Consider the following 19,689-nt stretch of genomic DNA (forward strand, 5'->3'; position numbering starts at 1 on the left):
GGAGGCTAGGTCAGCGCGCGATCGGCACGTAGTTGAGCGTTTCCATCGCCTGCATCAGTGTGCCGCGATATTGCTCGGGCACGGCTTGCGTCCCCATCGCCCAGGCCATGATGTCGACATCCTGTTCCTCGATCAGCACTTCGAACTGCTCGATCTCGGCATCGGTCCACCCGGCATGATGCTGGTCGAAGAAGCCGCCGATCAACAGGTCTGCCTCTTTGGTGCCGCGATGCCAGGCGCGGAATCGCAGGCGCTTTATTTTCGTATCGCGGTCCATCATCTCTCCAACACGGATAGACCGGTGGCGCTGGAAGCTGCCGCCGGCTGGTGTATGGGGGCAGATAGGCATGCGACCCGATCTACTCAATCCATTGTTCGCCGAGGTAACCGTCCTGAAGGGGGTGGGGCCGGCGATGGCCAAGCCGCTCGAGCGGCTGAAGCTGTCGCGCGTGGTCGACGTGGCGTTTCATCTGCCCAGCGGCTGGATTGATCGCTGCCCTCGCGACGAGCTGGACATGGCCGATGCCGGGCGGGTGATCGCGATCCAGCTAACTGCCGTCGAATATAAGTCGAGCGCCGGGCGCGGGCCGACGCGCGCGCATGCGGTCGACGCCAAGGGCAATTATGTCAGCCTGGTCTATTTCGGCGGCAATTCGGGTTGGGTGAAGAAATTGCTGCCGCTGGGCGAGCCGCGCTTCGTGTCGGGCAAGCTTGAGCTGTACGGGCAGGAATTGCAGATCGTGCATCCCGACATCGTCGTGCCGCCAGAGGAAGCGAGCACCGTCGGCGGGCGCGAGGCAATCTATCCGCAGGCCGAGGGGGTCAATTCCAAGCGGCTCGCCGCCTTTGCCGCGCAGGCGATCGAGCGCGCGCCCGACTTGCCCGAATGGATCGAGCCTAGCCTGAAGGCCAAGCATGGCTGGCCCGGCTGGCGCGAGGCATTGGTGCGGATTCATGCCGATCCGGCGGATGAAAAGGCGCGCGCGCGGCTGGCCTATGACGAGGTGTTCGCCAATCAATTGGCGCTGTTGCTGGTGCGCGGCGAGGCGCGGTCGAAGCGGGGGCGGGCGCTGGTGGGCGACGGGCGGCTGCGTGACCGGCTTGACCTGCCCTATTCGCCCACCGGCGCGCAATCGCGCAGCATCGCCGAGATCGAGGGCGACATGGCGCAGAACCGCCCGATGCTGCGGCTGCTGCAGGGTGATGTCGGATCGGGCAAGACGCTGGTGGCGACGATGGCGCTGTTGATCGCGGTCGAGGGCGGGGCGCAGGGGGCGCTGCTGGCTCCTACCGAAATTCTTGCGCGCCAGCATTTCGAGACGCTGTCGCGGACGCTGGGGGGGATTGCCACCGTCGCGATCCTGACCGGGCGGGACAAGGGGCGGGTGCGCGAGTCGACGCTGATGGGGCTGGCCGACGGGTCGATCGACATCCTGATCGGCACCCATGCGATTTTTCAGGATACGGTGACCTACAAGGCGCTGGGGCTGGTGGTGGTCGACGAGCAGCATCGCTTTGGCGTCGCGCAGCGGATGCTGTTGCAGGCCAAGGCTGCGGTGCCGCCGCATCTGCTGGTGATGACCGCCACGCCGATCCCGCGCACGCTGACGCTGGCGCAATATGGCGAGATGGACGTCAGTCGGCTCGACGAAATGCCCCCCGGCCGTCAGCCGATCGAAACGCGGGTGCTGTCCGAGGAGCGGCTCGCCGAAGTGGTCGAGGCGCTGGGCCGGCATCTGGAGGGCGGGGGGCAAGCCTATTGGGTGTGTCCGCTGGTCGAGGAAAGCGAGACGTCGGACATGGCGGCGGCGGAGATGCGCGCCGAAACGCTCCGGCGGCGCTTTGGCGATGCGGCGGTGGCGCTGGTGCATGGCCGGATGAAGCCGCTGGAAAAGGACGCCGAGATGGCGCGGTTTTCGGAGGCGCGTGCCGGGGTGCTGGTGGCGACGACGGTGATCGAGGTTGGCGTCGATGTGCCCAATGCGACGTTGATCGTGATCGAACATGCCGACCGTTTCGGACTGGCGCAGCTCCACCAGTTGCGCGGGCGGGTTGGGCGGGGCGGCGGCAAATCGGTGTGCCTGTTGCTGCGTGGCGGAACGCTCAGTGAGACCTCGCGCGCGCGGCTGGCGCTGATGCGCGAGAGCAATGACGGGTTCCGAATCGCTGAAGAGGATCTGCGGCTGCGCGGCAGCGGCGAATTGCTCGGCACGCGCCAATCGGGCGAGATGACCTTCCGGCTGGCGGCACCTGAAATGTTGGGCGAGCTGCTGCCGCCTGCGAATAGCGATGCGCGGTTGCTGGTCGATCGCGACGGCGGCTTGCGCGGCGAGCGGGGCAAGGCGGCGCGGGTGGCGCTGTATCTGTTCGAGCGCGATGCCGCCGTGGGATTGCTGCGCTCGGGGTAGCGTTGTCCCTTCGCTCGAAACGAACGGTTTCTTCCAGTTGCGTCGAAAGATAGGGCAGGGTGCATGGGCAATCTCATTCCAATCCTGGCCGCATTGCTTGGCGGCATCGGTCTGGCCGTCCAGCCGCCGACCAATGCCGCGCTGGGGCGCAGTATCGGGTCGGTACTCGTGGCTGCGCTGGTATCGTTCGCGATCGGCACCGCGATCCTGCTCGCCATATGGCTGGCAGCCGATCGGACGCCGTTGGCGAACGTCAGGAGCGCCAAGCCGTGGATGCTGCTCGGCGGGCTGTACGGCGCTTATTTCGTCGCCGCCGCAGCCTTCGCCGCGCCGCGTCTGGGCCTCGCGTCGATGCTGACGATCATGATCGCCAGCCAATTGGTCGCCGCGTTGGTGCTCGACCAGTTCGGATTGTTCGGCCTCGAACGCGCGCCGGTCAGCCTGGCGCGGGTCGCGGGAGTAGTGCTCGTGCTGGTCGGAGTCGTGCTGGTGCGGCGTGGCTGATGCTCAGCGCTTCAGCATGGTTGCCAGCAGCTCGTAATAGGACGCCCGGTCGATCGCGGCGTCGAAGCTGCAGCCGATCCGACCGCCCAGCACCCAGCGTATTTCAGCGACGACTACCCCGGTGACGGGCAGGGTAACCCGGATGCGTTCGCCGGGCACATAGCCTGCTTCCAACCGCGCCATTAGCCCGTGCGGCGAGATATTGACGATCTGCAGCGATAATTGCCGCGCATCGGGACCGAAGGCGCGGGCGCGGTAATCCACCAGGTCGCGTTCGACCTCGCGCTGGCTGGCAAATGAATCCGTGCCGGTCACCAAGCCACCTCATTGTCACGCATCCCGCAACATTTTGCGGGATGCCCAAAGCTATCGTGCCTGGGGTGAACTTGCTTACAATAAAGGGACTTAACGACCGTTTACGATAAATTAGTCCTGACGAGCAGGCCGTGATGCTTCTTGCCCGCCGACACGCGAACCGGCGAGTCGGCAACGGGCACCACCAGCGCGTCATCCTCGACCTTCACGCCATCGACCCGCGCGCCGCCGCCCTTGATTAGCCGCCGCGCTTCGCCCTTTGACGCTGCCAGGCCTAGCGCGACCATCGCATCGACGATGCCGATCGTCGGTTCGCCAACCGCGTGGGTGGGAAGCGCGTCGCCGGCGCTGCCCTCTTCAAAGGTGCGCCGTGCGGTTTCGGCGGCTTCGGCGGCGGCGTCGGTGCCGCGGCACAAGGCGGTTGCGGCATTGGCGAGCAGCTTCTTGGCCTCGTTGATCTCGGCCCCGCCGAGCGATTCGAGGCGGGCGATTTCGTCGAGCGGCATGTCGGTGAACAACCGCAGGAAGCGGCCGACGTCGCGATCGTCGGTGTTCCGCCAGAATTGCCAATAGTCATAGGCAGAGAGCTGTTCGGGGTTGAGCCACACCGCCCCCGCCATCGTCTTGCCCATTTTGCCGCCATCGGCGGTGGTGATCAACGGCGTGGTCAGCCCGTACACCTCGGTCGAATCGACGCGGCGCGCTAGCTCGACGCCGTTGACGATGTTGCCCCACTGGTCCGATCCGCCCATCTGCAATCGGCAACCGGCGCGGCGCGACAGCTCGAGAAAGTCATAGGCCTGGAGGATCATGTAGTTGAATTCGAGGAAGCTGAGCGATTGTTCGCGATCGAGCCGCAGCTTGACCGAATCGAAGCTGAGCATCCGGTTGACCGAAAAATGCTGGCCGATGTCGCGCAGGAACGGGATATATTCGAGCGCGTCGAGCCAGTCGGCATTGTCGAGCATCAGCGCGTCGGTCGGCCCGTCGCCAAAGGTAAGGAAGCGTTCGAACACCGTCTTGATCGACGCGACGTTGCTGGCGAGCGTGTCGGGCGTGAGCAACCGGCGCGCTTCGTCCTTGAAGCTGGGGTCACCGATCTTGCCGGTGCCGCCGCCCATCAGCACGATGGGCTTGTGCCCCGCCTGCTGCATCCGGCGAAGCATCATGATCTGCACCAGGCTGCCGACATGCAGCGACGGCGCGGTGGGATCGAAGCCGATATAGCCGGGCACCACCTGGCGACAGGCCAGCGCATCGAGCGCGGCTGCGTCGGTCTGCTGATGGATATAGCCGCGATCGGCCAGGGTGCGGAGCAGGTCGGAAGCGAATTGGGTCATGATGGCTTGCGCGATAGCATGATTTGGGGCGGGGGGAAGCTGGGGTGCGGCTTACATGCGCTCGCCGGCTACCCCGCCATCAATGCCTGACCGGCAAATCGATCACAGCCCGAAACGGTATCCATATCCCAGGCCGAGCGTGAACTGGGTCCGCTGGCCACGCTCGCGAACCAGGGGCGAATCCGCCGCTTCATCGCCCAGCCGTTCGAGGTTGGTGAACATGGTGAGGGCCGTTCGCCGGGTAAGCGGGCGGATGAGCGATCCGCCGACGCCATAGGACAGCAGCCCGCCCGACGCTTCATAACGTGCATAGCCGGTCCGCGCGGATTGCCCGGCGTCGATCCCGAAATAGGTCTGCATGAAATCCTGGCTGGTGATCGTCGCGCGCGGGCCGATATTGGCGATGGCCCGCCCGATTCGCGTGCGATAACTCGCCGAGGCATCGAAGACGACGCCTTCATGGCCACCAAAGCCCTGGCGAAGTTCACCGCGCACCCGCCATTCGCGCTTCGGCCCGAAGGATTTTTCGACGAAGCCGCCTACTTCGCCCGCGGTTTGCACATTGCCCATGCCGACCAGCGCGTCGCTGCCGCCGGTGATCAGGAAAGGCGATCCGCCATTATCTTCATTGCGACCGAACCGCACACGGGCGAGGGGGCCGGCGCGCCAGCCATTTTCATTGATCGCGTTCCAGCCGAAACCGTCGATCGCCGAGGCAAACAGAATGTCGCGATAATTCAGCCGGATGTCGGGAAAGATCGACAGCGCCATTTCGTTCGATCCCTGCCAAGCCGGGCTGAGCACCGGGGCCATGCCGATCGAGAGGGTCCAATCATTGGCGGGGACCGGGGGTCGCGCACTTGGCGGGGGAGCGGGCGGGGCCACCTGGGCGTGTGCCGATGTGGCCGCAAACGATAATAACGCCAGTGCAACGATGCGCATTTTCTGTCTCCTTAGACAGTTTGACCGATAGTTCCACGACATGTCCAGAGGATGAACGAACCTGAAGCCCGGCGTGTGCAATGCGCTGCTCGCTCGGCATCAGCGAACATCTCTCGACTTCTCGCGGCTGCCCGCGATAGGGGATGAAGGATGAATGAACCTTCAACGCATATGCTGGCGATCGGGCTGATGTCGGGAACGTCGCTCGACGGGATCGACGCGGCGTTGATCGAAACCGATGGCGAGCGGGTTGCGCGGCCGATCGCGTTTGTCGGCAGCGACTATCTGGACAGCGATCGGGCGATGCTGACGACCGCCACCGAAGCGGCGCTGGCGATGCAGGTGCCGGGCGACCATCCCGCGATCGCAGCCGCGGAGCGATTGCTGACCCAGCGCCATGCGGCGGCGGTCGCGGCGCTGCTGGCAAAGGCCGGGGTAGCGCGCGGCGCCGTGGGGGTTATCGGCTTTCATGGCCAGACGATCGCGCATCGCCCCGATCGGGGCTGGACCTGGCAATTGGGCGATGGTGCGGCGCTTGCTGCGCTGACCGGCATCGACGTGGTGAATGATCTTCGCCGCAACGATGTCGCCGCCGGGGGGCAGGGCGCGCCGTTGCTGCCGGTCTATCACCGCGCGCTTGCCCGCGATCTGCCGCTGCCGATCGCGGTGCTGAATTTGGGCGGGGTGGGCAACATCACCTTTATCGGTGAGGGCGATACGCTGATCGCGTTCGACACCGGGCCTGCCAATGGCTTGATCGATTCATGGGTCGAGGCCCAGCGGGGTTTGCGCTTCGATGCCGATGGCGCGCTGGCGGCGGCGGGGCGGGTGGATGAGATCGTGCTGACCAGCATGCTCGATCATCCCTATTTCGACGCGCCGCCACCCAAGTCGCTCGACCGCAATGATTTCACGATTCAGCCGGCACGCGGACTGTCGATCGAGGATGGTGCCGCGACCTTCACCGCGTTCACCGCGCAGACGGTGGCCGATGCGCTGCGGCATCTGCCGGCGCGCCCGACGCGGCTGCTGGTGGCAGGGGGCGGGCGGCGCAATCCGACGATGCTGGCGATGATCGCGCAGCGGACCGGGCTGGTGCCCGAGGCGGCGGACACGATCGGCTGGAACGGCGATGCACTGGAGGCCGAGGGTTTCGCCTATATGGCGGTGCGATCGCTGAAGGGCATGCCGATCAGCTTTCCGGGCACCACCGGGGTTTGCGCGCCGTTGACCGGCGGCACGCTGCACCGGGCGGTAGGCTGAATGATCGCCGGCCTGATCTTCGCCACCGAGCCTGCCGAGGATCGCGGCGAGGCGCTGGCGGCGACGTTGCCGTTCGGGGGCATGACGTTGCTCGAATATCAGGCGCGGCTGCTGATCGCGGCGGGAGCATCGCACATGATGGTGGCGGTGGCGCGGGTCACGCCGGCGCTGCTGGGCGCGGTCAACCGGATCACCCGGCGCGGCGTCGCCGTCGACATCGTGCGATCGGCGGAGGAGGCGGCGGCGCGCGCGCATCCGCTGGCGAGCATCATCGTGATCGCCGATTCGCTGGTCACGACCGAGCCGGCGGTGAGGGCGATCGCCGGGGCGCAGCCCGATACGCTGATGGTCACCACCGATTCGGCAACACCGGCGGCGGTGGAGCGGGTCGATGCCGAGCATGTCTGGGCTGGGCTTGCCTCGCTCACCAGCGCGCGACTGGCCGAGATCGCTGCGATGCCGCGCGACTATGATTTCCAGTCGGCGCTGTTGCGGGTGAGCGTGCAGGGCGGTGCGGCGCAATTGATGCTGCCGGGGTCCGCCAAGCGCGCCGGGCATGGCGTGGTGCGCCATCCAGCGCAGCTTGCGAGCCGCAGCAACGCGGTGCTGGCGGCGCTGGCCAATAGCCGGGTCGACTGGCCCGATCGATTCGTCTTCACGCCGATTTCGCGGCTGGCATTGCCGCAGATGGTGACGCGGGGCGTGCCGGGCTGGGCAGTGATCGCCGCAGCCGCGCTGATCGTCACCGGCGGGATCGCGGCGATCCTCTATGGCTATGTCACCGCTGGATTGGTTGCGATCGTCGTCGCAATCGCGTTGCTGTCGACCGGGTCGCTGTTGAGCTGGTTGCGGGGCGATGATTCGCGCGCGCGATTGCAGGAAATCGCGATTGCGGCGGCGGCGGGCACCGGTGCCTTGCTGACCGGCCTTGCGACCAGTTGGGCAGAGGGCAATGCAACTGCGCTCACCTTGGCACTGGGGTTGTTCGTGGCGGTTGCCATCGCCGAGCGGACAATGGTGCGCGGGCCATTATGGTGGGGAAGCCCTTCGGCCTATCTGTTGCTGCTGGTGCCGTTTGTTCTTGCAGGATTTGCGACGATCGGACTGGTGGTGGCCGTGCTTTATGCCTTTGCAACGCTGGCGGCTGCGGTCGAAGTGTTGCGGCAAAAGGCTTAGGCTGGTCTTAACGACATGGCCGCTACATCGGCGAGGATGCCGACCGACCAATTCGACATGCGCGAGGGGGAACCCGACGGCGTAGATGCCCTGCTCGCGCAAGCGGCGGCGGCGGAGCCGTATGTGCGATCGATCGAGATGGCGGCGATCCGAGATTTCCTGACGCCCGACACGGCACGGTTGGATGATCGCAGCCGAGTGGCGCTGCAAACGCTGCTGCGCGCGACGATCGGCACGATCGGCGGCGATCTGCATGGTCAGGCCATCCGATTGCTGAACGATCGGGGCCAGCATGAAGCCGCCGCCGCCATCACCGCGATTGCGGTCGATCACCTTTTCGCGCGGGTGCAGCGGCAGTTGCTCTCCGATGCCGATGTGGCGCGTGAATTGCTCGACCGCGTGGCGATGGACCTGCTTGCCGAGCGATTGCCCGGCGGTGAGGCTGGCGATGCAGCGCGATATGTCGATTATGCCGACCGCACGGTGGCGCAGCATGCCAATGCCCTGCTGGCGGCGGAAAGCCGGCGGCGCACCCCGGTCGATCAACCGCCCTATGCGACCGACCTGTCGGCGGAACTGCATGTCCGAACTACCTGGACGACGGCGGCGGCGATGGCACAACTGGCACAAGGCGTGGGCGGTGCGGCGCTGGACCGGGCGCTGGCCGATGCCAGCCTGCGCAGCCTTGCGACGTATGACGAGGGTGCCCGTCTGGAAGCCGCCGCCGTTCGGCTGGCGGTCGCGCTCGACGCACCGGCCACTCAATTGCCGGCACTGATCGAGCAGGCGCTGGGTGACCGCCGCGTGGCATTGTTCATCGCGCTGATCGCGCACGGATTGCGCGTGACGTTCGAGGATGTTCGCACGATCGTGGTGCGACCGGACGATGTTCGGCTGTGGCTTGCGCTGCGTGGACTGGGACTGGGGCGAGCGGGCATCGCGCATATCGGCTATATGCTGAGCGAGGCTGATCCGCGCCGCGATATTGAGGCGTTTGTCGACCTGCTCGATCCGCTGGCGGCGCTTCCATCCGATGCGGCGCTGGCTGCGCTGGCACCGCTGAAGCTGCCGCGCGCCTATCGCGATGCAATGGCGGTGATGGCGTGATCAACGCTTTCGACGCGAACCATCCATCGGTGGCGTTGGCGCGGCTCGATCTGCATGACCGGTTGGTTACCGCCGACCCGCGAATCGCCCAATTGAACGAACAGGCGGGCGGCGCGATCGGCGCGGTGCTGGCGTTGCCGGCGGTTGCCACCGTCGCGCGGCTGGCGCGGCGACTGGGCATCGTGATCGCGCGTGCCGCGATCGTTGCCGATGGCGACGACGATCTGGACTTGTGGGTGCGCGCCAGCCCGGAAGCCGATGCAACGGCGCTGCAGATCAGCGGCTGGCGGATGCGCGAGCCGCAGCCGCCCTTGACTGGAGCGGTGGCGATTGCAGCCTTCGATGATGCCGACGCCGATTTCCGATGGGAAAGCGATGCGGCGATGTGCCTGACCGCGCTGTCGGGCGATATTGCGGCGGGGGGGGCTTTCGACACCGGGGCACTGTTGGGCAAGCCGATCACCCGCTTCCTGATCCTTGATGATGATGGCGACGGCATTGTTTCGATTTTGGCCGCCGCTGCCAATGGCGCGGGCTTTGCCGACCAATTGGCGACGGTTGCCGCGAGCGGGCGGCGAGTGCGGCTGTCGGCCAGCGCGCGGCGCGATCCGGCAGGGCGCTTTGCCGGGTTTATCGGCGCGGGGCGCTTCATGGCCCCGATGATGGGGCCACCGCCGGTTGCCGAGGACATCGCATCGGCCTTTCCCGAAGCGTTCAGCGATCGGCTGGAGCGAGCGCTGCGCGTGCCGCTGGAGCGTATCGTCGCGCATGCCGACAGCATCGGTGCCCAGACCGAGGGGCCGGTGAAGTCCGAATATGTCGAATATGCCCAAGATATTGCCAGCGCCGCGCGGCATCTGATGGGCCTTGTCGACGATCTGGTCGACCTGCAGGCGATCGAACGGCCCGATTTTCGGGTTGAGGCGGAGGCGATCGACCTCGCCGATGTTGCGCGGCGTGCGGGCGGGTTGCTGGCGGTGCGGGCGTCGAATGCCGATGTGCGGATCGATCGGCCTGATTTCAGCGAGACACTGGCAGCGCGCGGCGAGTTTCGGCGGGCGTTGCAGATTCTGGTCAATCTGGTCGGCAATGCCGTCCGCTATTCGCCGCCCGGCGCGGTGGTTTCGATCGGGCTGGAGCGCGCAGAAGGCAAGGCGCGGGTGACGGTTGCCGATCGGGGCAAGGGCATTGCGATCGCCGACCAGCAGAAAATCTTTGAGAAATTCGGCCGGGTCGATGCCAATGAACTCGGCGGCACCGGATTGGGCCTGTACATCGCCCGGCGCCTGGCGCGAGCGATGGGCGGTGATGTGACGCTGGAAAGTGCACCGGGGCAGGGCGCACGCTTCACCCTGACGTTGCTTACCGAGGGTAAGGGTTAGCCCTTCTCCCTTGTCCTGGCGGCGCGGGCCTTCAGCCTATCGCAACCGCCTGGCGATTAGCACCAGCACCAATCCCAGCACGGCCAGCGCCGAGCCGTTGATGATCCATGGTCGCTGATCGATCATGAAGCTGGACGCCGGCCACCGGACCAGTCCCAGGCCCTGGCCGATCCACAACATTCCCATCAGCGCCAGGGCGACGCCGACGATCATCAGGATACGCCGGCGTCCCATCGAATCAGCGCTTGTCGACGGGGATATAGTCGCGCTGCGTCGGGCCGGTGTAGAGCTGGCGCGGGCGGCCGATCTTCTGCTCTGGATCCGAGATCATCTCGTTCCATTGTGCCACCCAGCCGACGGTGCGTGCCAGCGCGAACAGCGCAGTGAACATCGTCGTCGGGAAGCCGATCGCCGACAGGATGACGCCCGAGTAGAAGTCGACGTTGGGGAACAGCTTTTTCTCGACGAAGTAATCGTCCTTCAGCGCGATTTCCTCCAGCCGAAGCGCGGTTTCGAACACCGGGTCATTGACGCCGAGCGATTCGAATACTTCGCGGACGGTCTTTTGCATTACCGTCGCGCGCGGATCGTAATTCTTATACACGCGGTGGCCGAAACCCATCAGGCGGAACGGATCGTTCTTGTCCTTGGCGCGGGCGATATATTCGGGAATCTTGTCGGGCGTGCCGATCTCGCGCAACATGTTGAGCGCGGCTTCATTGGCGCCGCCATGCGCCGGACCCCATAGGCAGGCGATGCCAGCCGCGATGCACGCGAACGGGTTCGCGCCCGACGACCCGGCAAGCCGGACGGTCGAGGTCGAGGCGTTCTGCTCGTGATCGGCATGCAGGATGAAGATGCGGTCGAGCGCGCGCTCGACGACGGGGTTCACTTCATAAGGCTCGGCAGGCACGCCGAAGGTCATCCGCAGGAAGTTGCCGGTGTAGCTCAGCGAGTTATCCGGATAGAGAAACGGCTGCCCGACCGAATATTTATACGCCATCGCCGCGATCGTCGGCATCTTGGCGATCAGCCGGTGGCTGGCGACCATCCGCTGGTGCGGATCGGCGATGTCGGTCGAGTCGTGATAGAAGGCCGAAAGCGCGCCGACGATGCCGCACATGATCGCCATCGGATGCGCGTCGCGGCGGAAACCGCGATAGAATTGCGCCAATTGCTCGTGCAGCATCGTGTGGCGGGTGATCGTGTAGCTGAACTTTTCGAGTTCGGGTGCGGTGGGGAGTTCGCCGTTCAGCAGCAGATGCGCCACTTCCATGAAGCTCGATTGTTCAGCCAGCTGGCCGATCGGATAGCCGCGATGCAGCAGCACGCCTTCATCGCCGTCGATATAGGTCAGCGCCGAATCGCAGCTCGCCGTCGAGGTGAAGCCGGGATCGTAGGTGAACATGCCCGTCTGCGCGTAATATTTCCGGATATCGACGACATCTGGCCCGACGCTACCCTGGCGCACGGGATATTGCTTTTCCCCGATCGTCATCGTCTGGCTGGCGGCATCGCTCATCGCGCTATCCTTCTCGTTCGTGATTACGTAATTATAGGTCGGCCGATACGGCCAGTTGGTCGGTGATACGTCCCAGACTTTCGTCGCGCCCCAAGAGGACGAGCACGTCGAAAATGCCTGGCGAGGTCTTTCGGCCGGTAAGCGCGGCGCGCAGCGGCTGTGCCACCGCACCCAGTTTCACGCCCTCCGCCTCGGCTACCTCGCGTACCGCCGCTTCGAGTGCTTCCGTATCCCAGCCGGGCAGCGCGTCAAGTCTGGTATGCAACGCGCCGAGCAGCTGGCGACCCTTGGCATCGAGCAGCGCGGCGGCGGCATCGTCCATCGGCAAAGGACGCTCGGCAAACAGGAACGTTGCCGCATCTGCCAGTTCGTTGAGATTGGCTGCGCGGGGTTTGAGCGCGTGCAGCGCCCGCAGCAACAAATCGCGGTCAGCGTCCGATGCGGCGAACGGCAGGCGCGGTGCCGTGAGTTCAACCAGCCGTTCGTCGCTGGCGGCGCGAATGTACAAGCCGTTGAGATTTTCGAGCTTCTTTTGATCGAAACGCGAAGGCGATTTGCCGACGCCGCCCAGATCGAACCACTCGATCGCCTGGTCGCGGCTGATGACCTCGTCATCGCCATGCCCCCAGCCGAGCCGAAGCAGATAGTTCGACAAGGCTTCGGACAACACGCCCATGTCGTCGCGATAGGCATCGACCCCGAGCGCGCCATGCCGCTTCGACAGCTTGGCCCCGTCCGATCCGTGGATCAGCGGGATGTGCGCGTAAATCGGATCGGGCCAGCCGCCCTCGACCATATCCATCGCGCGGATCAGTGCGAGCTGGCGAAAAGCGTTGTTGAGATGGTCGTCGCCGCGGATCACATGGGTGACCCCCATGTCGTGATCGTCGACCACCACCGCCAGCATATAGGTGGGGGTGCCGTCCGATCGCAGCAGGACGAAATCGTCGAGCTCGGCATTGTTGACCGTCACCGAACCCTGGACACGATCCTCGATCGTCACCGCGCCATCGGTTGGCGCCTTGAGCCGGACGACGAAGGGCACGCCTTCGGGTGCGTCGGCGGCGTCGCGATTCCGCCAGCGGCCGTCATAGCGCATCGGCTTGCCCGCTGCCCGCTGTTCTTCGCGCAGTGCGGTCAGCTCCTCCGACGTTGCATAGCAGCGATAGGCATGGCCGGCATCGAGCAACTGGTGCGCGACCGCCGCATGGCGATCGGCGCGGGCGAATTGATATACTTCCTCGTCATCCCAATCGAGCCCCAGCCAGCGCATGCCATCGAGAATCGCCTCGATCGCCGGCTGCGTCGAGCGCGCGCGATCGGTATCCTCGATCCGCAGCAGGAACTTGCCGCCATGATGCCGCGCGAACAGCCAGTTGAACAACGCCGTGCGCGCGCCGCCGATATGGAGCAATCCAGTCGGTGACGGCGCGAAACGAGTGACCACGGCGGGATGCTCGGGGGCTTGGCGAATATCGGGTGTTGCGCCCACGCGCGGTTGCTCCCAGACTTTAAAAACGATGGCTTCACGTGCCGCGACAGCCCCTAGCATGCGTATCGGCTCGCTTCAAATCGCGCCGGGGCCGCGCATTTCAAGGGGCGGTCTAGCGGTGGAGCGCTGGCTGGAGGCCGAGCGCGACCAATTGGCGTTGTGGCTGCCGGTGATGCTGGGGATCGGGATCGCCGCATGGTTCCTGTTGCCCGACGCGGCGCGGTGGAGCGCGTTTCTTTCGGCTTGCGGCGGCGTGGCGTTGGCGGGGGTGACCATCGCCCGGGGCGGCAGGGCGAGCCGGGTGATGCTGGTCGCAGGATGCGCGATGGCGCTGGGCTGTGCGCTGATCTGGGGGCGCGCCGAACGGGTGGCAGCGCCGGTGCTGGCCCGGCCGGCGGTGGTGGCGTTTTCGGCGCGGGTCGATCGGGTCGAGCCGATGCCGGCGCGGCAGATCGTTCGGCTGCGGTTGGGGGTGATCGAACCGGCGACGGCGGGGCTGCCGCCGGTGGTGCGGGTGAATGTCGCCGACAAGGATATGCCGCCTGGCGTTGGGCGCGGGGCGATCGTAAAGCTACGGGCACGGTTGATGCCGCCGGGGGCCGCGGCGGTGCCGGGGGCGTATGATTTCCAGCGGGTGGCGTGGTTTGGCGAAATCGGCGCGACGGGGCGGGCTTTCGCGCCGATCATGGTGGTCACGCCGGGTGATCCACCGGGGTCGGCGCTGCGCGAACGGCTGACCCGGCACATCCAGCAGCGTGTCGATGGCAGCGCCGGCGGCATCGCGGCGGCGCTGGTTACCGGCGATCGCGGTGCGATCAGCGAGGCGGATGACGAGGCGCTGCGGCGATCGGGGCTGGCGCATCTGTTGTCGGTCAGCGGGCTGCATGTTACCGCCGTGGTCGGCGCGACGATGCTGCTGGTGCTCAAGCTATTGGCGCTCAGCCCGGCACTCGCGCTGCGGTGGCGATTGCCGATGGTTGCGGCGGGCGCGGCGGCGGGTGTGGCGATATTTTACACCTGGCTCACCGGGGCTGAGGTGCCGACGGTGCGATCGTGCATTGCCGCTTTGCTGGTGTTGGGGGCGCTGGCGATGGGGCGTGAGGCGGTGACGTTGCGGCTGGTTGCCGCCGGGGCGACGATCGTGCTGTTGCTATGGCCCGAAGCGCTGATGTCGGCGAGTTTCCAGCTCAGTTTCGCCGCGGTGACCGCGATCGTGGCGTTGCACGAACATCGCGTGGTGCGGGGCTGGTTCCTGAAGCGCGAGGAGAGCCGGGGGGCGAGCCTGCTGCGCGGGCTGGCGTCGCTGTTGCTAACCGGACTGGTGGTCGAGTTCGCGTTGATGCCGATCGGGTTGTTCCATTTCCACAAGGCGGGATTGTACGGCGCGCTTGCCAATATCGTGGCGATTCCGCTGACGACCTTTGTCGTGATGCCGCTCGAGGCGCTTGGGCTGGTACTCGATGCGGCGGGGCTGGGTGCGCCGGTGTGGTGGCTGGCCGAGCGGGGATTGTGGGTGTTGCTTTGGATCGCCCACACCACCGCGGATGCTCCCGGCGCGGTGAAGGCGCTGCCGTCGATGCCGCGCGCTGCGTTCGGGCTGATGGTGGCGGGCGGCATCTGGGCGGCGCTGTGGCGAACGCGGTGGCGGTGGCTGGGGGTGCTGCCGCTGATGCTGGGGGCGGGGTGGGCGGTGGCGACTCCTGCCCCCGATCTGATCGTTACCGGCGACGGACGGCATGTGGCGGTTCGGACCGGCGATGGCGGCATGGCGTTGTTGCGCGATCGGGCGGGGGAGTATGTTCGCGGCGTGCTGGGCGAGACCGGGGGGACCGATGCCGAATTGTCGGCGCTGAGCGATGATCCCCGCGCCCGGTGCAGCAGCGACCTGTGCCTGGTTCGCCTTCGGGCCGAGGGCCGCGTCTGGACGATCCTGGCGACCCGCAGCGGCTATCTGGTGCCGATCGCCGAGTTTGTTGCGCTGTGCCGTGCCGCCGACATCGTGATCAGCGAGCGGCGATTGCCGCGCACCTGCACCCCGCGCTGGCTGAAGCTGGACCGGCCGATGCTGGCGCGAACCGGCGGGGTGGCGATCACGCTGGCGGGCGGGCAGGTCCGCACCGTGGCGGGCAACCCTAGCGCGCATCGCTGGCGGCTGCCCGAAACGGTGCAGCCGCCGCGTAGCTTCAATAGCGGCGGAGCAGCCCGGCGAGCTTCCCCTGCACGCGCACCTGATCGGGGCGGTAGCGCTGTGGATCATAGGCGCGGTTCGCCGGATCGAGCCGAACCATCGCCCCTTCGCGCCGGAAATATTTGAGCGTCGCTTCATGGTCGTCGACCAAGGCCACCACGATCTCGCCATCGCGGGCGACTTCCTGGCGGCGGATCAGTGCATAGTCACCATCGAGAATCCCCGCCTCGACCATCGAATCGCCTGATACTTCGAGTGCATAATGCTCGCCCGCGCCAAGCAATGCGGCGGGGACGGGCAGCATCTGCGCGCTTTCCATCGCTTCGATCGGCAGACCGGCGGCGATGCGCCCATGCAGCGGGATTTCGATCACGTCGTTGGCGGCGCGGGGTGCTGCCGATGGCGCGGATGGCCGTGACAGCGATACGACGTCCGCGGGCGTTTTCGTCTTCGCGGACGCTGCCACGGGGCGCTCGGGCATCCGCAGCACTTCGAGCGCGCGGGCGCGATTGGGCAGGCGGCGGAGGAACTGGCGTTCTTCCAAAGCCGAGATCAGACGGTGGACCCCGGACTTGGACTTAAGGTCGAGTGCCTCCTTCATCTCCTCGAACGAGGGGGAGACGCCGGTATCGTTCAGGCGATCGGCGATGAAGCAGATCAGGTCATGTTGCTTTCGCGTCAACATCAGCGTTCTCCGTCGGGAACAGACGCGGAACGTGTAGGCAACGCCAATATGCAAGTCAAGCTTGCTTCACGCGATCATCAGGACTTCCACCGAGTCTCCGGGTGCGGCAGCGGGGGCGTGCGGCTCGCGCAGGATCATGCAGTCGCTGTGCGCCAGGGTGCGCAGCATCGAACTGTCCTGCCGGCCGGCGGAGTGAACCACGCCGCCCCGGATCGTGGCGCGCAGATGATCGGCGCGGTGGTCATTGGCGGGCAGCGGCCCTGCGATTGGCAGTCGGCGCGTCGCGAGCGGCAGTGCGCCCCCCGCCATTGCGACGACCAACGGCTTGACGAAGCGAAGCGTGGTGACGAACGCGGCAACCGGATTGCCCGGCAGGCCGACGACCAACGTATCGCGCAATCGCGCCGCAAGCATCGGCTTGCCAGGCCGCATCGCGATCCGCCAGAAATCGATCTCACCGCCCGCCGCCTGGAGCGCGGGGCGAACAAGGTCGTGATCGCCGACCGACGCGCCGCCGGTGGTGATCAGCAGATCGGCATCGACGCGGGCGAACGCGGCTTCGATCGCTGACTGGTCATCGGGAAGGATGCCGAGCTGTTCGATGATGACGGGCAGGCCGGCGAGCATCGCGGCGACGAGGATCGAATTGGATTCGGGCAAGCCGTCGGGCGGAACGGGCTGGCCGGCGGGCACGAGCTCATCGCCAGTGGCGGCGATCGCGACGCGGATCGGGCGGCGGACGGGCAGCGCGGCGTGGCCTGCAATCGCAGCCAGGGCGAGCGCGGGCGGGTTGAGCCGATCGCCCGCCGCCAGCAGCAGCTCGCCGGTGGTGAAATCGAGCCCGGCGCGGCGGATGTGCCGACCGACGCCACCGGGGCCTTCGCCGCTGAGGGTCAGCACATCGCCGTCGCGCGCGGCTTCCTCCTGCACCAGGATGGTGTCGGCACCGCCCGGAAGCGGCGCGCCGGTGAAAATCCGCACCGCCTGACCGGGGCCGATGTCGCCGGCAAAGCCGCGACCGGCGGCGCTTTCGCCCACCACCGCGATCGGGCCGGGCAGGTCAGCAAAGCGAAGCGCATAGCCATCCATCGCCGACAGATCGCGAATCGGCTGAGTCCGCCGGGCGGCGATCGGCTCGGCCAGCCAGCGGCCTGCGGCTTGTGCCAGCGGCACGGTTTCGACCGGGATCGCGGGGGCAAGCGCGCACAGCCGGGCAAGGGCGTCGTCGAGCGAGATCATTGCGCCGAGCTTGCGTCAGCGTGCCAGTCGCCCGATTTGCCGCCGCGCTTTTCAAGCAGCCGGACGCCGCCGATCGTCATGCCTTTGTCGAGCGCCTTGGCCATGTCGTAGATCGTCAGCAGCGCGACCGAGGCGGCGGTGAGCGCCTCCATCTCCACCCCGGTCTGGCCTGCCGTCGAGACGGTGGCTGTGGCGGTGACTCGATCCTGCGCGACGTCGAGCGCGATTTCGGCCTTGGTCAGTGGCAGCGGGTGGCATAGCGGAATCAGGTCGCTGGTGCGCTTGGCCGCCATGATCCCCGCAACGCGCGCGACCGCAAGGACATCGCCCTTGGCAACCGCACCATCGCGAATCGCGGCGGCAGCCTTGGCCGACATGCTGATATGGCCGGTGGCGATGGCGGTCCGCTGCGTCGTCGCCTTGTCGCCGACATCGACCATGCGCGCCGCGCCCGCCGAATCGAGATGGGTGAGGTTGGACATGGCCGCTGGGGTAGCGGGGATTGGGGGAGGCGGGTAGGGGCGAGGGGACCGGACGCCAGTGACGATTGATGGTTAGGGCCTGTGGGGATTCATCGTGAGTTGATGACGGCGACGGTGAGGTGGATCATGGCCACAAAGCTGCACCGCGCCATTTTGCATAAATTTATCGTACAGACAAAATCATCCACTGCTGCTGCTGAGAATTGTTGTTGTGCCATACTTGGGACGCGGGTGTGGGAGCGTCAGCGTCGATTGCAGAACTATTTACTAGCGTCATCGCCAGGATTCGGTCGCTGACGCCCAGCCCCATATCGTCAGTACCGTCAGTATCGTCGAGCTTCCCAACAGCCCAGAGGTTCGATTGCGGAAAGTTCGGTGTGCCCATGTTCGAAAGTACCAGGCCGGTGCCATTCGCCACGGCGGGCTCTGATGTAGCATTGATATCCAGACTGAGGTCCGGGTAAGCGGCCAAGCAGATTGCAACCCCCCCTGCGCGCGATGGAATGAAATTCCAGAATGCAGACACCGTATGTGTCTGTGGCGACGAAAATGGGAGAGCCAATACCTTAGTTCTCTCCGCGGGTATTGAGTCAGTAACTGCTAGATATTTATTATGCTGAGGGTTTAATATCATATAATTCTGCATGACGTGGCATCCTCCATTTCGTATCACCTTTATTAAACGCGATAACAATGTCACAATATATAAGCATCAACATTGCAGTATTATACTGTTATGCTGTGTTGCGAACATGTTGGCCGCGACCTGGCCGCGTGATCGACCGAAGTGGGAGCTCTGCCAGCAATGTGCCAGCCTGTAGGCTGCGCTATTGTATAGAGTGAGGCCAGAGCTATTGCCTCCACACTGGAGTTGGTTTGCGCAGTTGTTGTCACCCAGGCAAAAGAATAGAAGGTTCATTCGAAAGTTCATCAAGCATAGCAGTATCTTGCGGTTCGGCGTATGAGCATCCGGATGGATGCGATGTGGGTCCATGCGGTTGCGCTTTGGATGGTTTTTTCCCAGTCTTTGGCCAGTCTTCTGCACCGGCCCAGCCATGCAAAAGTTCGTTCGGCGACCCAGCGGCGTGGCAGAAGTACGAAGCCTTTGGCGGTATCAGAGCGTTTGATGATTTCGATGGTCCAGCTTCCGTGTGCCTTGAGCGCCTCGTTGAGCTTGTCTCCGGCATACCCGTATGCAGTGCATGCCGGGCGACGAGGTCTGGCTTGTGGGCGAACGGCGGTCGAGCGGGGAGCCGGAATACTATGTGTCGAACCTGCCGGGCGACGCTACCCTCAAGACGCTCCCCGCCACGATCAAGGCCAGGTGGGTCTGTGAACAGGCCCACCAGCAGCTCAAGCAAGAGCTTGGGCCCGACCACTTGGAAGGTAGATCCTGGGTAGGGTTCACCGACATGCTTTGATGACGATGATCGCCTATGCCTTCCTTGAATCCCGCCGTCTGAAAGCGGCGGGACGGAAAAAACGAGCCGGGGGACCGCCGTCACAACCGAGCACGCTGGCCATCAGGCAAGCCATCCTTGATCTCGTCGCGCTGTCTCCACCAAGGCGGTGCTTACACTATCAGAAACGCCTCACCGACACCGACCAAACCCCTAGCAGGCTGCTGAAAAATCCCACGGTTTG

17 protein-coding genes and 3 pseudogenes are annotated in these 19,689 nt (G+C 65.6%); 8 read left to right on the forward strand and 12 right to left on the reverse strand.

What is annotated here, in order from left to right; all coding sequences use genetic code 11:
• Positions 1 to 10: 10 nt before the first annotated feature.
• A complete protein-coding gene (locus QU44_RS07415) occupies positions 11 to 277 on the reverse strand; it encodes an FAD assembly factor SdhE (protein WP_033921262.1) in 267 nt (88 codons plus the stop codon).
• 70 nt (positions 278 to 347) lie between these two features.
• Here QU44_RS07415 and recG point away from each other — a divergent pair, with 70 nt between their 5' ends.
• Positions 348 to 2,408 (forward strand): ATP-dependent DNA helicase RecG, encoded by a 2,061-nt coding sequence (recG, locus tag QU44_RS07420; protein ID WP_033921263.1) that lies wholly within the window; start codon positions 348 to 350, stop codon positions 2,406 to 2,408.
• Between the two features lie 63 nt (positions 2,409 to 2,471).
• A complete protein-coding gene (locus QU44_RS07425; RefSeq protein WP_033921264.1) occupies positions 2,472 to 2,912 on the forward strand; it encodes a DMT family transporter in 441 nt (146 codons plus the stop codon).
• Between the two features lie 3 nt (positions 2,913 to 2,915).
• Here the strand turns inward: QU44_RS07425 and QU44_RS07430 are convergent, their stop codons facing one another.
• The 3 genes from QU44_RS07430 to QU44_RS07440 form a co-directional block, all read right to left on the reverse strand.
• A complete protein-coding gene (locus tag QU44_RS07430) occupies positions 2,916 to 3,227 on the reverse strand; it encodes a PilZ domain-containing protein (RefSeq protein WP_231621651.1) in 312 nt (103 codons plus the stop codon).
• A gap of 101 nt (positions 3,228 to 3,328) precedes the next feature.
• Positions 3,329 to 4,567 carry a tyrosine--tRNA ligase gene (gene tyrS / locus QU44_RS07435; protein WP_033921266.1) on the reverse strand — a complete coding sequence of 413 codons (1,239 nt, stop codon included), beginning with the start codon at positions 4,565 to 4,567 and terminating at the stop codon, positions 3,329 to 3,331.
• Positions 4,568 to 4,669: 102 nt separating this feature from the next.
• Positions 4,670 to 5,509, reverse strand: coding sequence for a MipA/OmpV family protein (locus QU44_RS07440; protein WP_081987905.1), 840 nt, complete (start codon positions 5,507 to 5,509; stop codon positions 4,670 to 4,672).
• Between the two features lie 171 nt (positions 5,510 to 5,680).
• Here QU44_RS07440 and QU44_RS07445 point away from each other — a divergent pair, with 171 nt between their 5' ends.
• Genes QU44_RS07445 through QU44_RS07460 form a run of 4 tightly spaced genes read left to right on the forward strand, consistent with a single transcriptional unit; the run spans position 5,681 to position 10,437 of the window.
• Positions 5,681 to 6,772, forward strand: a complete 1,092-nt coding sequence (locus QU44_RS07445) for an anhydro-N-acetylmuramic acid kinase (RefSeq protein ID WP_033921304.1) — start codon at positions 5,681 to 5,683, stop codon at positions 6,770 to 6,772.
• On the forward strand, positions 6,773 to 7,948 hold the full coding sequence (locus QU44_RS07450; RefSeq protein WP_033921267.1) for a hypothetical protein: 1,176 nt from the start codon (positions 6,773 to 6,775) through the stop codon (positions 7,946 to 7,948).
• Positions 7,949 to 7,984: 36 nt separating this feature from the next.
• Complete coding sequence (locus tag QU44_RS07455; protein ID WP_033921268.1) at positions 7,985 to 9,055, forward strand: hypothetical protein; 1,071 nt, start codon at positions 7,985 to 7,987, stop codon at positions 9,053 to 9,055.
• A complete protein-coding gene (locus QU44_RS07460; RefSeq protein ID WP_331377441.1) occupies positions 9,052 to 10,437 on the forward strand; it encodes a sensor histidine kinase in 1,386 nt (461 codons plus the stop codon). The genes QU44_RS07455 and QU44_RS07460 overlap by 4 nt, the downstream gene beginning before the upstream one ends.
• A 36-nt stretch (positions 10,438 to 10,473) precedes the next feature.
• Here QU44_RS07460 and QU44_RS07465 read toward each other — a convergent pair whose 3' ends face one another.
• Genes QU44_RS07465 through gltX form a run of 3 tightly spaced genes read right to left on the reverse strand, consistent with a single transcriptional unit; the run spans position 10,474 to position 13,511 of the window.
• Positions 10,474 to 10,671, reverse strand: a complete 198-nt coding sequence (locus QU44_RS07465) for a hypothetical protein (RefSeq protein WP_033921269.1) — start codon at positions 10,669 to 10,671, stop codon at positions 10,474 to 10,476.
• 4 nt (positions 10,672 to 10,675) lie between these two features.
• Complete coding sequence (locus tag QU44_RS07470) at positions 10,676 to 11,959, reverse strand: citrate synthase (RefSeq protein WP_033921270.1); 1,284 nt, start codon at positions 11,957 to 11,959, stop codon at positions 10,676 to 10,678.
• A gap of 31 nt (positions 11,960 to 11,990) precedes the next feature.
• Entirely contained in the window at positions 11,991 to 13,511 is a 1,521-nt protein-coding gene (gene gltX, locus QU44_RS07475; protein ID WP_081987906.1) for a glutamate--tRNA ligase, read from the reverse strand.
• Here gltX and QU44_RS18915 point away from each other — a divergent pair.
• A pseudogene (locus QU44_RS18915) lies at positions 13,510 to 15,630 on the forward strand (ComEC/Rec2 family competence protein); the annotation flags it as partial. The gene gltX and the pseudogene QU44_RS18915 sit on opposite strands and share 2 nt — an antisense overlap.
• A gap of 4 nt (positions 15,631 to 15,634) precedes the next feature.
• Here the strand turns inward: QU44_RS18915 and lexA are convergent.
• From lexA to QU44_RS17735, 5 genes and pseudogenes are all read right to left on the reverse strand, one after another.
• Complete coding sequence (lexA, locus tag QU44_RS17730) at positions 15,635 to 16,324, reverse strand: transcriptional repressor LexA (RefSeq protein WP_081987907.1); 690 nt, start codon at positions 16,322 to 16,324, stop codon at positions 15,635 to 15,637.
• A gap of 66 nt (positions 16,325 to 16,390) precedes the next feature.
• Positions 16,391 to 17,563 carry a molybdopterin molybdotransferase MoeA gene (locus QU44_RS07485; protein ID WP_033921271.1) on the reverse strand — a complete coding sequence of 391 codons (1,173 nt, stop codon included), beginning with the start codon at positions 17,561 to 17,563 and terminating at the stop codon, positions 16,391 to 16,393.
• Positions 17,560 to 18,045 carry a cyclic pyranopterin monophosphate synthase MoaC gene (moaC, locus tag QU44_RS07490; protein WP_033921272.1) on the reverse strand — a complete coding sequence of 162 codons (486 nt, stop codon included), beginning with the start codon at positions 18,043 to 18,045 and terminating at the stop codon, positions 17,560 to 17,562. The genes QU44_RS07485 and moaC overlap by 4 nt, the downstream gene beginning before the upstream one ends.
• 163 nt (positions 18,046 to 18,208) lie before the next feature.
• Entirely contained in the window at positions 18,209 to 18,571 is a 363-nt protein-coding gene (locus tag QU44_RS07495) for a hypothetical protein (protein WP_156141008.1), read from the reverse strand.
• Positions 18,572 to 18,975: 404 nt separating this feature from the next.
• Positions 18,976 to 19,236, reverse strand: a pseudogene (locus QU44_RS17735) (transposase); the annotation flags it as partial.
• A 5-nt stretch (positions 19,237 to 19,241) separates the two neighbouring features.
• On the opposite strand from QU44_RS17735, the pseudogene QU44_RS18640 reads away from it, so the two are divergent.
• A pseudogene (locus QU44_RS18640) lies at positions 19,242 to 19,587 on the forward strand (IS701 family transposase); the annotation flags it as partial.
• Positions 19,588 to 19,689: the final 102 nt, after the last annotated feature.

The sequence above is a fragment of the Sphingomonas sp. 37zxx genome (assembly GCF_000786205.1).
Taxonomy (GTDB): Bacteria; Pseudomonadota; Alphaproteobacteria; order Sphingomonadales; family Sphingomonadaceae; genus Sphingomonas.